Genomic DNA, 12641 nt, shown 5'->3' with positions numbered 1-12641 from the left:
ACGGTCGTGGTCAACGTCGGCGGGGGTCAGGATGCCTTGAACGGGCGCCGTCGCGTTCGCGGGGGCTCGGGGCTGTGCAGCGCGTCCATCGCACGCATCATCTGCGGGTAGGCGATCGCCGGTCCGAGCCAACGCGTGAGATAGCGCCGCAGATCGGCACCGCTGCGCGCCGGGCGTCCCGGGTCGGCGAGGAACGAATGCAGCACCCGCAGGCTGAATTCGTTCAATTCATCGAGGCCGGCTTCGTCGAAACCGTACCTCTCCCAATCGATGTCGTAGCGATGCAGCATCGAGCGGCCAAACGCCAGGGCGGTGTCCGAGATGATGGAGACCTTCTGCCCGCCGCGATGGCGTTGGTTGAGCACGAATTCGACCTGGTTGTCCGAGGCCAGCTCTTCGATGGCGTACGCAATTCCTTCGGTGATCGCCACGACGGGGTCGGTGACTCCCTCGAGGTGGGCCGCCATCCGATCCAGGAAGCCGTCGGCCGTTCGCATCGCCGACGCCAACAGCAGCGCCTGCGTCCCGGGGAAGTATCGATACACGGTCTGCCGGGTGACCCCGAGCGCCCGCGCCACGTCGGCGATCCGCAGCGCCGAGCCGGGCTCGGCGATGATCTTGTCGGCGGCATCAAGGATGCGCCCGATCGCCTCCTCGTCGGAGGCGGGCGTGTTCCCTGCCCAACCGTGACTGCGCATTTAGCGGGCGGCAAACCCGTAGTCGGTGATCCCCACAGCCGGATCATAGCGGCTGGGAGCAGGCGATCGTGGCTGGTTAACACGGGCGGACACTTCCGCCATTATGTATGCTCACTGCGGACCATGGGGGTGCCGCGCGGCAGGAAGGCCGAACTTTGCACTACGACACCGTGATCACCAACGGTCGCTGGTTCGACGGGACGGGTGCGCCGTCGGCGCGCAGAAACATCGGTGTGCGCGACGGCCGGGTCGCCACCATCACGCCAGAACCACTCGACACGGCGGGTGCCGATGTCATCGACGCGACGGGCCAGTGGGTGATCCCAGGGATCATCGACATCCACACGCATTACGACGTCGAAATACTCTGTGAGCCCGAGCTTTCCGAATCGCTGCGGCATGGCGTGACCACCGTGATGCTGGGATCGTGTTCGTTGTCCACGGTTTACCTGGACAACGTGGACGCGGGCGATATCTTCGGCCGCGTCGAGGCGATTCCCCGCCGCTACGTCATCGAGCACCTGGACGCGGCCCGCTCATGGACCAATCCTGCGGAGTATGTCGCCGAACTCGAGCGGCGAAAGCTGGGGCCCAATGTCGCCGCCTTCATGGGCCACTCCGACATGCGTGCCGCAACGATGGGGCTGGACCGCGCAACCCGCAAGGACGTCCGGCCGTCGGCCGCCGAGCTGGCGCGGATGGAGTCGATGCTGAACGAGGCGCTCGACGAAGGCTTCGTTGGGATGTCATCGCAGCAACTGCTGTTCGACAAACTCGACGGCGAGGTCTGCCGGTCGCGAACCCTGCCGTCGACGTACGCGACGTCCCGCGAACTGCGCCGGCTGAACGCTATCTTGCGGCGGCGCAACAAGATTCTGCAGTCGGGGCCCGACATCAAAAACCCGCTGTCGGTGGTGTCCCAGCTGGCGACGTCGCTGGGATTCGGCCGGCCCCGGTTGAAGACCAGCCTGCTCTCGGCGGCCGACATCAAGGCCATACCGCCGGTGATCCACCTGATGGACTCCCTGGCCCGAGCGGTGAACGCTCTGGGCGGTGACTTCCGGTGGCAGCATCTGCCGGTCCCGTTCGAGGTCTACGCCGACGGGATCTCGCTGGTGGTGTTCGAAGAGTTCGGCGCAGGCGCGGCGGCGCTGCACCTGCAGGGCGAGATCGAGCGCAATCAGCTGATGCGCGACCAGGACTACCGCCGGTGGTTCCGCGAGGACTACGACAAGAGGTTCGGGCCCCGGGTGTGGCACCGGGACTTCTTCGACGCCGAGATCGTCGCCTGCCCGGACGCGTCGGTGGTCGGCAAGTCCTTCGGCCAAGTGGGCCTGGACCGCGGCGGGCTGCATCCGGTCGACGCATTCCTCGACCTGGTGGTGGAGCACGGCGAAAGCCTGCGCTGGCGGACCACGATCTCCAATCATCGCCCCGAGGTGCTCAAGAAGCTGGCGCGGAGCGAAACCGTCCAGATGGGCTTTTCGGACGCCGGCGCACACCTGCGCAACATGGCCTTCTACAACTCCGGACTGCGTCTGCTGCGGCACGTGCACGAGGCGGACAAGCACGGCTCCCCGTTCATGTCGGTCGAGCGTGCCGTGCACCGGCTCACCGGCGAGCTCGGGTCCTGGTACGGAATCGACGCCGGCACCCTGCGCGAAGGGGACCGTGCCGACATCGTCGTGATCAACCCGGACAAGCTCGACGATTCGCTGGATCGCTACGCCGAGCATCCGGTGCAGTCCTACGGCGGCTTGTCCCGGATGGTCAACCGCAACGACGACACCGTCAGCGCCGTGTTGGTGGGTGGACGGTTGGCGTTCGGTGCCGGCGAGGCCGCGCCGGCGCTGGGCAAGCAGAAGTTCGGCCGCTTCCTGCGGGCGGGCCAGACATCCAGGAACTTGACGCCGGTCGCTTAACCGTTGCCGGGCAACGGCTTACGCCACGGATGCACCCAAAATCAGGTTGACGGCCTCGTCGAGTTGTCCCGCGATCTCGTCGAAGCTGACGAACCGGGCGGTCATCAGCGCGCCGGAGAAAGTCATCTGCAGCGTCGATTTCACGGCGCGCGGCCAGCCCGGTCCCAGCGCGGCACCGATCCGGGTGGCGACCTCTTGGCCGATCTGCTCACGAATCGGCTTCACCGCCGGGTCATCTGCCATCAGGGCCGCGCCGCACGCCGCGGTCAGTTCGGGCTCGTCGGCTACCACGACGGCCATGTCTCGCAGGGTTGAGCTGACCCGGGTCTTGGTGGTGTCGTTGACATCGGTATGCAGCGGCAGCTCGCGGAGAAAGCGCAGGTACACCGCCGCGACCAGTGCGCTTTTCGACGGAAAGTAGGTGTAGGCGCTGGCCGGTGACACTCCGGCACGACTCGCCACCGAACGCATCGTCAGATTGGCGTACGACGACGCGCGCAGCTCCTCGAGCCCGGCGTCGAGGACCTTGCGGATCGTCTGTCCGGGCCGGCGGTCGGACCGACGAGCCGCATCTTTGGACACCGGTCCAGTGTAGGAAGGCGCCGAGAGCGCGAACAACCGTCTTCCGAATCTTGCCCGGCGGCGGATCTGCGCTACGCGCTGTTGTTTCGCGTCACCGGCGAACGGCGGTCCGGTACCCGCCGACGGCGATTTACAGACAGCTGTCCAGAACAGCTGGGCGCCCCTAGAGTGGCGGCTATGGCCGAAGCGGACCGGCAGCGCTGGGACGAGCGGTACGCGACCAAAGCACCGCCATCGATGGACGCGGTGGGACCACCAGGCTTCTTGGCAGCCCACCTTGACGTACTGCCCACTGCGGGAAGGGCTCTCGATGTCGCATGCGGACCCGGACCGAGCGCGGTGTGGCTCGCGCTGCGCGGGCTCGAGGTGGTGGGCGTGGACGTCTCGCCGGTGGCGGTCGGTCAGGCGCGGGAGCTGGCTCAGCGCGCCGGCGTGAGCGATCGGTGCCGTTTCGAGGTCGCTGACCTCGATGACGGCCTGCCGGCCGGGCCGCCCGTGGACCTCGTCCTGTGCCATCGATTCCGGGACCGCCGCCTCGACCGGTTGATCATCGAACGCCTGGCGCCCGGCGGGCTGCTCGCGATCACCGTGCTGAGCGAAGTGGGAGCCGCCCCAGGCCCGTATCGCGCGGCCGCCGGCGAGCTACCCGCGGCGTTCGCCGAACTCGAGCAGCTGGCCGCCGGCGAAGGCGAGGGTCAGGCCTGGCTGCTTGCGCGCGCGGGACGCGAAGGCCGCTGAACGGCAAGCGTTTTCACCGCGTGAATCGGTGCTCACCGAAATGGCGTTTGGCGCTGCCATTTCGGCTCCCAGCCGGGTAATGTCACGCAGATGGAGCGGCGCGTTCTCGAAGCGGTCATCTACGAGCGCGAACCGCCGATCGCGCGGATCATCCTGAACCGGGTGGACAAGGCCAACACCAAGGACGCGGTCCTGGTCACCGAAGTCGACGAATGCCTGCACGAAGCCGACCGGGATAAAGAGATCAAGGTCGTCATCCTAAAGGCCAACGGAAAAGGGTTCTGCGGCGGGCATGTGGCCCGCTGGGGCCCTGACGAAAACCCGTATCCGGACTTCGGTGAGACGTTCGAGGACCTGTACAAGGGCACGGCCGACTTGTTCCTGTGGCCGACGCTGTACCTGTGGGAGTTTCCGAAGCCGACGATTTCCGCGATTCACGGCTATTGCATGGGGGGCGGGATCTATCTCGGTCTGCTGACCGACTTTTGCGTCGCGTCCGAGGATGCGTATTTTCAAATGCCGCTTGCTCAAAGCCTTGGCGAGCCCGGCGGGCACACCATGATCGAGCCGTGGTTGCTGATGAACTGGCATCGGACCATGGACTGGCTGCTGCTCGCCCCGACGCTCTCCGCGCAGGAAGCCCTCGACTGGGGCCTGCTCAACAAGGTGGTGCCGCGCGAAGACCTCGACGAAGTCGTCGAGGAGATGGCGCGCAAGATCGCTCAAATCCCATTGACCACACTGATGGCGGTGAAGAACAACGTGAAGCGCGCGTGGGAACTGATGGGCATGCGGGTGCACCTGCAGGTCAGCCACATCCTGACGAACATGGTCGGCGCCGCCTCCGACGTCCAGGCGCGGCGGGCCGAGCTGAAGCAATCGGGCATGAAGCCACGCGAATTCATCGGCCGCGACGAGAAGGATGCCGGGGCCTAGCCGCCTGGCTCGCCGGCGCCACCCCGGCGCCCGGCGTGCCGAGCCGCGACGTAGCCGAACACCATTGTGTACGCGATGCTTCCGCCGGCGCCCAGATAGTTGCGGCCCATCACCGTCGCGGTGATGTTGCCGGTCGCGTACAGTCCGCCGATCACGCGGTCGTCCTCGTCGAGCACCTGGGCGTGCTCGTTCGTGATCACGCCGCCGCACGTGCCGACATCGGCCGGAACGACTTTGGTGGCATAGAACGGTGACCGCTCGAGCGGACCGAGCGCGGCGTTGGGGCGATGCCCGGGATCACCCAGGCAGTCGTTGTACGCCGACTGACCGCGCCCGAAGTCGGGATCGAGGCCCTTGGCCGCAAAACCGTTGAAGCGCCTGATCGTCTGCTCCAGCGCGTCGGCCGGGACCCCCATCTGGTTCGCCAGCTCGCCGATGGTCTCACCGCGCATCACCGCGCCCCGTGTGATGAGTTCTTCGGGGAGGCGACGCTTCTTGAACGGGTTCGCCCCCGAAACGTACCGGCCGATGTAGCCCTCGTCGAAGACCATCCAGCACGGCACCGCCTTGTTCGCATACATCGCCTTGCCGACTTCGACGTACGAGTTGGACTCGTTGCAGAACCGCCGGCCGGTTCCGTCGACGTAGATGGCGCCGGGGCGCTGCCGCCCGCTGCCCAGCGCCTTCGCGGCGTCGCCCCCGTCGGCGATGAAAACCGACGGCAGCCACCAGGCCTCGTCCATCAGGTCGGTCTTGGCGCCCAGCCGGATCGCGGTCTGCAACACCTCGCCGGTGTCGCCGGCGTTCGCGATCGACCAGAGCCCCTCGTTCGGCTGGTCCCCGCTGTAGCGGCGGCGCATGTCCGCGTTGCGGCTGAACCCGCCCGCGGCCAGCAGGACGCCCTTGCGCGCCTCGATGTTCAGCGCCTCGCCGTGCCGTGAGACGCGCGCGCCTACGACCCGGCCATCCTCGACGATCAGGTCATCCATCGCCGCGCCCGTCCAGATCGGCGGCTCGCCGCGCAGATCGATCAGCACCTTGAGCATCTGACCGATGAGCGACGCTCCGTTGGTGAGGATCTCCCGACGGCGCAGCCGGGCGGCCCTGGTGCGCGCGAACACTCGCATCGCCACCGCGAAGGCTCGCGGCGACCGATTGAAGTACTGCACCGAACGCAGCTCGTTGGTCTTGAGCACGAACCCGCCATACGCCTTGGCCATCGAAGGCTGGACCCTGTCCCGCCAGGTCCCCAGAGCGGCGGCATCGTACGGGACGCACTCGATAGCACGACCGGCTTCGTTGCCCCCCTTGTGGTTCGGGTAATAATCGCTCCAGCCGGGGCACCGCACGAACCGAACACCCTTGCGGGTGAGGAAGTCGATCATTTCGTAGCCCGCGCTGAGGAACATCTCGCGGCGCGCTGGCGAGGAGGCCGGACCGATGTCACCGACGACGTCGTCGAAATAGGCCAGACCGTCCTCGTGCGAGTCCGGGATGCCCGCGGCGCGCATGAGCGGGTTGTTCGGCAGCCACACCATGCCGCCCGAGAGGCCGGTGGAACCGCCGACCAGGGCCTGCTTTTCGATCACCAGCGGCTCGATGCCGGAGTCGAGCGCCGCCAGCGCCGCGACCATGCCGCCCCCGCCGCTGCCCGCAATGAGCAGATCCACGGAGCGGTCCCACCGGGTGGTCATCGTGCCTCCGCGCGCAAGGCCAGGTCGGCGACCGGTACGTCGATGGTGGTGTTGGTCTTCTGGATCGCGGGAACCAACGCCTCGTGCGGCAGGCCGGCGAGAAAGCCGTCGACGACGCGTTCGAAGTTGGAGATCAGGCCCTCGATCTGGTCCGACAGGCGCATGTACTCGAAGCCCTTGGAGTGCAACCCTTTCTGCTGCCTCGGCAGATTGGAGAAGTCTTGCGCTGGGATCGGTGGCCAGCGCGGGTCGTCGGGCGCCATCGGCTCCGGGGGCTGGGGCCTGCCCGCGGAAACATCGTCGGGGAACCGGGTGAGGGACCAGATCTCGAACAGGGTGTCCTCGGGGCCCAGCGGGCGGATGCGGTAGGACGACGCGCTGCTGTAGGTGGGCAGGATGAAGTAGTGCGGGAAGCAGAACCCGATCGCGTCGGTGATCCCGCGGCGGACCAGCTCGTTGAGGTCGGGCATGGTGCTGCCCCGGGCCCGGTGCCAGCTGACGACGGCGTCGTTGAGGGCGCCGCGCCAGGCATTCATCGCCGCGGCGGGATCGGCGGGGAGCTCAATGTTCTGCAGTCCCTCGGCGATTCGGATGTCGTTGTCGTGCGTCATGCCGCCCATGCCGGTGCCGAGGGTACGCATGAAGTACAGGCTGCTCGCGACGACGGGGTGCACCGATTTGACGGGGCCGCCGTTCTGCGCGGAGGGCAGCAGCTGCGGATGGGTCTGGGGGACGTGGTAGCCCTCCATGAACGCCGCCGCCGCCAGCTTCCAGTTCACCGGCAGCCGGCAGGACTGCCACCACTCGACCCGCAGCGATTCCACCTGCCAGGCGTCGTAGGTCGACGCGAAGGGCTCCAGGCAGTCACGCAGCGCGGGGGCCCCGTCGTCGAGGTTGATCCACGCGCACCCGCCCCAGGTCTCACATCGCACCGAAACCAGCTGCAGGTCTTGCGGATTCATGTTTTCGTCGGCGAACGCCTCGGGCCGCAACACGAATGTGCTGCGCCCGTCGAGGCCCCAGCACCAGCCGTGGAAGGGGCAAACGAAAGTTCGCCGGGAACCCCCGCCTTCCACGAGTTTCACCCCGCGATGGCGGCACGCGTTGTGGTAGGCCCGCACCGTGTCCGCGTCGACACGCACCACGATGATCGACTGGTCGAGGATCTCGTATTCGACGAAGTCGCCGGGTTTGGGAATCTCCTCGAGCCGGCATGCCATCTGCCAGACGCGCGGCCAGAAGGCCGCCGCTTCCAGCGCGAAGAACTCGGCGTCGTAGTAGCGCTGCTTGGGAATGCGATCGACGGTCTGGACCGCCCACGGCACCGGCAGCGGTGTCCAGGTCCTGTCCGTGCCCACCGGGCTTGTCGCTGAGTCTGTCTTGGAAGCCATCTCGCCATCCCTCTTCGGTTACACGATTCGCGTTGTCCGCCCCTGCCAGTAACGCTCGCGAATGCGTCTCTTGTACAGCTTTCCGTTCGGGTCCCGTGGCAATTCCGGAACGAATTCGACGGTGCGCGGGCACTTGTAGCCGGCCAGGTGCGCTCGGCAGTACTCGATGAGCTCCGCCTCGAGGTCGGGCCTTGGACGGACGCCGTCGACCGGCTGTACGACGGCCTTGACCTCCTCGCCGAACTCGTCGTTCGGGACGCCGAAGACGGCCGCGTCAACGAGCTTGGGATGCATGATCAGCAGGTTCTCGACCTCCTGGGGGTAGATGTTCACCCCGCCGGAAACGATCATGAACGTGGACCGGTCGGTGAGATAGAGGTAGCCGTCGTCGTCGACGTACCCCATGTCGCCCAGGGTGCGCCAGCCGCGGTCGTTGTACACCGAGGCGGTCTTGGCGGGGTCCTTGAAGTATTCGAAGTCGGGTCCGCCTTCGAAGAAGAGCTCACCGGCGTGCCTGGCGGGCAACTCGGCGCCGTCTTCTCCGATCACGTGCACCGGTGTCATCGGTCTGCCCACCGAACCGGGGTGGGCCAGCCATTCCTCGGGACCGATGGTCGTCCCCGCGAATCCCTCGGTGCCGCCGTAGTATTCGTGGATGATCGGCCCGAACCACTTCATCATGTGGTGCTTGACGTCGACCGGGCAGGGCGCGGCCGCGTGGATCACACATCGCAGGCTCGACACGTCATACTTTTCCCGAACCGCCCTGGGCAGCTTGAGCATCCGCACGAACATGGTGGGCACGAACTGGGCGTGCGTCACGCGGTGGGTCTCGATCAATCGCAAGACGGTCTCGGCGTCGAACTTGCGCATGAGAATCGCCGCGGCGCCGACGCGGTTGACCGCCATGGTGTAGTTCACTCCGGCGGCGTGGTACAGCGGTGCGGGGGAGAGGTACACGCTGGACATGCTCATTCCGTACTTGTGAGTCAGCGCTAGCTCCAGCACCGCCTGAGCCCAGGAGCCGTTGCCGTCGGTCGGAAGGGGCCGGCGGACCGCCTTGGGCCGACCCGTGGTGCCCGACGAGTACAGCATTTCCGACCCGTCCGACGCGGGCGGCGCGGCACCGGCCGTCGCGAGCGCCTCCTCGTAATCCCGCCAGCCGGGCAGGGCTCCCCCCACCGCGAGGCGAATGGTGACGGCAGGGTTGGCCGCGCGGACGTGGGCGGCAAGCTCGGGCATGGTCGCGTCGACGAAGACCGTCCGCGCATCGGAGTCCCCGATGACGTAGGCGACCTCGTCCGCGGTGAAGTGGGTGTTGACCGCGGTGTAATACAGGCCGGAAAGCTGACAGGCCCAGGTGATTTCGAGGAACTCAGGCCGGTTCGGCAAGATCAGGGCCACGCCGTCGCCGGGGCGCAGTCCAGCCTCGTGCAACACCGCCGCGACGCGCCGGCTGCGGGCGTACAGCTCGGAGTGCGAGATCGTGCCACCGTCCGCGACGATGAGGGCCGGCGCCTGTCCGGCCCTCTTGGCGTGATCGGCGAGGTTCACTGGCGGCGCCTATGAAGGTGACGCGCCATCGGTCGTTGCGGCCGCCGCGGCCTGGCGCCGTGCGTGCTCGGACGGCAGCACCTTGTCCCGGAACACCGTCTGGATCAGCTCCTGGACGTCCTTGCTAATGGAAGCCAGCGCGACGAGGTCGTTCGAGCTCTGCCAGTGCACCCGCATGCCCATCAGCTCCCAGGCCCGCTTCAGATTGGCCTTGGTGAGCATCAGCGTCGTCAACGGCGCCTGGGCGATATGCCGGGCGATCGCCTCGACACGATCGTCGAGCTGGTCGCGCGGGACCACTTCGTTGACGAGGCCAACCTCCAGCGCCTTTTTGGCGTCGATCACCTCCGCGGTGAACAGGTAGTAGGCGGCCCGCCGCCAGTTCATGAAAACCCAAGGCTCAATGGAACATTCGCCGGAAGGCATGCCGAAACCCTGCAGCGGCGGATACGAGAAGTAGGCATCCTCGGCGGCGATGACGATGTCGGTGGTCAGGCCCATGTGCGTGCCGCCACCGACGCAGTAGCCGTGCACCTGAGCGATCGTTGGCTTGGAGAACTCCCACAGGTTCAGGGTTGGCTTGACGAACAGATCGGATTGCGCCTTCCACGGGTGGCCCGTCACCATGGCGTTCTCCACGAACGACGGGTAGTCGACGGCGTTGTTACCGATGGCGTGTCCCGAGCAGAAGCCCTTGCCGTTGGCCTTGAGGACGAGCACCTTGATGTCGTAGTCGCGGTCGGCGTCCAGCAGGGCGGCGTCGACCTCTTCGGCCAGCTTCTGGTCCTGGGCGTTCGCCTTCTCCGGCCAGTTGAGCGTGACGCGGGCGATGGGCCCCTCTTTTTGGTAGATGATTCTCTCGCGAGTCTCGTTGAGATCCATGCGTTTCACCTTTCGTTGGTTCAAGAAGTGATGACGCCGATTTCGGCGCCGATGTCGTAGGTGGTCCCGACCCGGCCCGTCCATTGCACGGTGCCCGAGGCCCCCGCTTCGATCTCCTGTTCCACCTTCTCGGTGGCGATCACGTAGAGGGGTGTGCCCGCGTCCACGTGCTGGCCGGCGTCGACGAGGAGCCCGGTGAGCTCGGCCTCCGACACGGCCACCGAGACGCGCGGAATGCGAATGATGAAATCAGCCACGCGCTTTCGCCTCCGCCAGCGTCCTCCCGAAGGTCTTCAGCGCCGCCGCGACGATTCGTGCCGGCGAGGGGTATACCTGCGCCTCGAGCGCCGCCGCGGCCGGGTTGGGGACGAATCGGGCGGCCACTCGTTCGACGGGCGCGGCCAGCTCGGAGAACAGCTCCGAGTGCAGGATCGCGGCGAGTTCGGCTCCGGGGCCGGCGAATTGGACCGCGTCATGGATGATGACGGCACGGCGGGTACGGCGGGCGGAGTCGACGATGGTCTCGACGTCGAGCGGCACCAGGGTGCGCAGATCGACGACCTCGGCGCTCACGCCCTGTTCGTCCAGCGTGTCCGCGGCGGTGAGGGCGTCGTGCACGCACCGTCCGTAGGCGATCAGGCTCACGTCGGTGCCCGGCCGCTTGATGTCGGCTCGGCCCAGCGGGATCGAGAACGCGGGATCGACGGGGACGGGACCTTTCTTGCCTTGCAGCCGAATGGTTTCGACGAACAGGCAGGGATCCTCGTCGAAAATCGCCGATGTCAGGAGGCCCTTCCCGTCGCGGGGTGTGGACGGCACGATCACCTTCATGCCCGGGATGTGCATGAACCATGCCTCGAGGCTTTGCGAATGCGTGGCACCGGTGGCCAGCCCGGCGTAGACCTGGGTGCGGATGGTGATCGGTGCCGTTGTACGTCCGGCGGTCATGAACCTCAGCTTGGCCGCGTTGTTGATCAGCTGGTCGGCCGCGATGCCGATGAAGTCCATGATCATGATCTCGGCCACCGGCAGCAGCCCGTCGATGGCGGCGCCGATGGCCGCGCCGACGATCGCCGCCTCGGAGATCGGGGTGTCCAGGACACGGTCGTGACCGTACTTCGTCGACAGGCCCGCGGTCGGTCCGGACGCACCCGGGTCGGCGATGTCCTCACCGAGCAGGAACACCCGGTCGTCGGCGGCAAGCGCTTGATCCAGCGCGAGGTTGAGCGCCTCGCGCATCGTCATCTCCCGCTCCTGCGTGTTCATACCGGGAACCCGATCGGGGTCGCGTACACATCCCGGTCCAGCTCGTCGATGGACGGGGAATCGGCGCCCATCACGGTTTGCAGCGCCGCTTCCACCGCCGCCAGCGCCTCGCCGTCGATGCGGTCGAGTTCGTCGGAAGCGCAGATGCCGGTGTCGGCGAGGTGGCTGCGGAACCGGGGGACCGGGTCGGCTTCCATCGCGGCGGCAAGTTGATCCTTGGGAATGTAGGGCATCCGGTCGCCGAAGTAATGGCCTCTGAAGCGGAACGTGACGCATTCGATGAAGCTGGGGCCGTCACCGGCGCGGGCCCGCCGCAGCGCGTCCTCGAGTGCGGATTTGACCGCCAGCGGGTCGTTTCCGTCGACCCGCACCCCGGGCATGCCATAGCCGGCCGCCCGGTCGGCGACGCGTTCAAGCTTCATGGTGTCGGCCGTGGGCGTCATCTCCGCGTACTGGTTGTTCTGGCAGACGAAGACCATCGGCAGGTCCCACAGCGCCGCCATGTTCGCCGCCTCGTGGAACGACCCGGTGTTGGTGGCGCCGTCACCGAAGCTGACCACCGTGACGCGATCGGAGCCCTTGCGTTTGGCCGCCATCGCCAGTCCCACCGCCACCGGTGGCCCGGCCCCGACGATCCCGGTCGAAAGCATCACGCCCATAACGGGATTGGCGATGTGCATGGTGCCGCCCTTGCCCCGGCTGGCGCCGACGGTGCGGCCCATCATCTCGCCGTAGATCTCCTCGAGCGGGACGCCCTTGCCGATGAGGTCGTGCAGGCCGCGGTAGGTGGTCACCAGCTGATCGTCGGGGCGCAGCGCCACGCCCATCGCGGCGGCGATGGCCTCCTGGCCGCGCGAGGGCCAGTAGACGCACATGAACTCGCCCGTGCCAATGCCTTTGGACAGCCGGTCATCGGCCGCCTTCATCAGCACCATCAGCTCGTACAGCCGGCGCTCGACGTCGGGGGAGTCGGTCATC

General features: G+C 67.0%; 12 protein-coding genes. 3 read left to right on the top strand and 9 right to left on the bottom strand.

From position 1 onward, the window contains the following. Positions 1 to 26: 26 nt before the first annotated feature. Positions 27 to 698, bottom strand: a complete 672-nt coding sequence (locus tag A5711_RS02375; protein ID WP_067943678.1) for a TetR/AcrR family transcriptional regulator — start codon at positions 696 to 698, stop codon at positions 27 to 29. A 155-nt stretch (positions 699 to 853) separates the two neighbouring features. Between A5711_RS02375 and A5711_RS02370 the strand changes: the two genes are divergently transcribed. Then, a complete protein-coding gene (locus A5711_RS02370) occupies positions 854 to 2620 on the top strand; it encodes an amidohydrolase family protein (RefSeq protein WP_067943677.1) in 1767 nt (588 codons plus the stop codon). An 18-nt stretch (positions 2621 to 2638) separates the two neighbouring features. Here the strand turns inward: A5711_RS02370 and A5711_RS02365 are convergent, their stop codons facing one another. After that, a complete protein-coding gene (locus A5711_RS02365; RefSeq protein ID WP_197520145.1) occupies positions 2639 to 3202 on the bottom strand; it encodes a TetR/AcrR family transcriptional regulator in 564 nt (187 codons plus the stop codon). Positions 3203 to 3379: 177 nt separating this feature from the next. Between A5711_RS02365 and A5711_RS02360 the strand changes: the two genes are divergently transcribed. Then, a complete protein-coding gene (locus A5711_RS02360) occupies positions 3380 to 3940 on the top strand; it encodes a bifunctional 2-polyprenyl-6-hydroxyphenol methylase/3-demethylubiquinol 3-O-methyltransferase UbiG (protein WP_067943669.1) in 561 nt (186 codons plus the stop codon). 90 nt (positions 3941 to 4030) lie between these two features. Further along, the gene (locus A5711_RS02355) at positions 4031 to 4876 is read left to right on the top strand and encodes an enoyl-CoA hydratase-related protein (RefSeq protein ID WP_067943667.1); all 846 of its coding nucleotides are present in this window, start codon (positions 4031 to 4033) and stop codon (positions 4874 to 4876) included. On the opposite strand, the gene A5711_RS02350 is transcribed toward A5711_RS02355, so the two are convergent. The 7 genes from A5711_RS02350 to A5711_RS02320 are packed head-to-tail and all read right to left on the bottom strand — an operon-like array spanning position 4873 to position 12640. Next, on the bottom strand, positions 4873 to 6570 hold the full coding sequence (locus tag A5711_RS02350) for an FAD-binding protein (RefSeq protein WP_067943665.1): 1698 nt from the start codon (positions 6568 to 6570) through the stop codon (positions 4873 to 4875). The genes A5711_RS02355 and A5711_RS02350 overlap by 4 nt on opposite strands. Then, positions 6567 to 7961, bottom strand: coding sequence for an SRPBCC family protein (locus A5711_RS02345; protein WP_067943663.1), 1395 nt, complete (start codon positions 7959 to 7961; stop codon positions 6567 to 6569). The genes A5711_RS02350 and A5711_RS02345 overlap by 4 nt, the downstream gene beginning before the upstream one ends. 18 nt (positions 7962 to 7979) lie before the next feature. Then, entirely contained in the window at positions 7980 to 9515 is a 1536-nt protein-coding gene (locus A5711_RS02340; RefSeq protein WP_067943660.1) for an acyl-CoA synthetase, read from the bottom strand. Between the two features lie 9 nt (positions 9516 to 9524). Beyond that, positions 9525 to 10397 carry an enoyl-CoA hydratase-related protein gene (locus A5711_RS02335; RefSeq protein ID WP_067943659.1) on the bottom strand — a complete coding sequence of 291 codons (873 nt, stop codon included), beginning with the start codon at positions 10395 to 10397 and terminating at the stop codon, positions 9525 to 9527. Between the two features lie 20 nt (positions 10398 to 10417). After that, on the bottom strand, positions 10418 to 10654 hold the full coding sequence (locus tag A5711_RS02330) for a lipoyl domain-containing protein (protein ID WP_067943657.1): 237 nt from the start codon (positions 10652 to 10654) through the stop codon (positions 10418 to 10420). Next, complete coding sequence (locus tag A5711_RS02325; RefSeq protein WP_067943655.1) at positions 10647 to 11663, bottom strand: alpha-ketoacid dehydrogenase subunit beta; 1017 nt, start codon at positions 11661 to 11663, stop codon at positions 10647 to 10649. Before A5711_RS02325 ends, A5711_RS02330 begins: the two co-directional genes overlap by 8 nt. Further along, positions 11660 to 12640, bottom strand: coding sequence for a thiamine pyrophosphate-dependent dehydrogenase E1 component subunit alpha (locus tag A5711_RS02320; RefSeq protein WP_067943751.1), 981 nt, complete (start codon positions 12638 to 12640; stop codon positions 11660 to 11662). Before A5711_RS02320 ends, A5711_RS02325 begins: the two co-directional genes overlap by 4 nt. Position 12641 lies beyond the last annotated feature (1 nt).

This window comes from Mycobacterium sp. E2238, from assembly GCF_001672665.1.
Classification (GTDB): domain Bacteria; phylum Actinomycetota; class Actinomycetes; order Mycobacteriales; family Mycobacteriaceae; genus Mycobacterium.
Note: the sequence above shows the minus strand (reverse complement) of the source record. Positions and strands in the feature narration are given on the sequence as shown.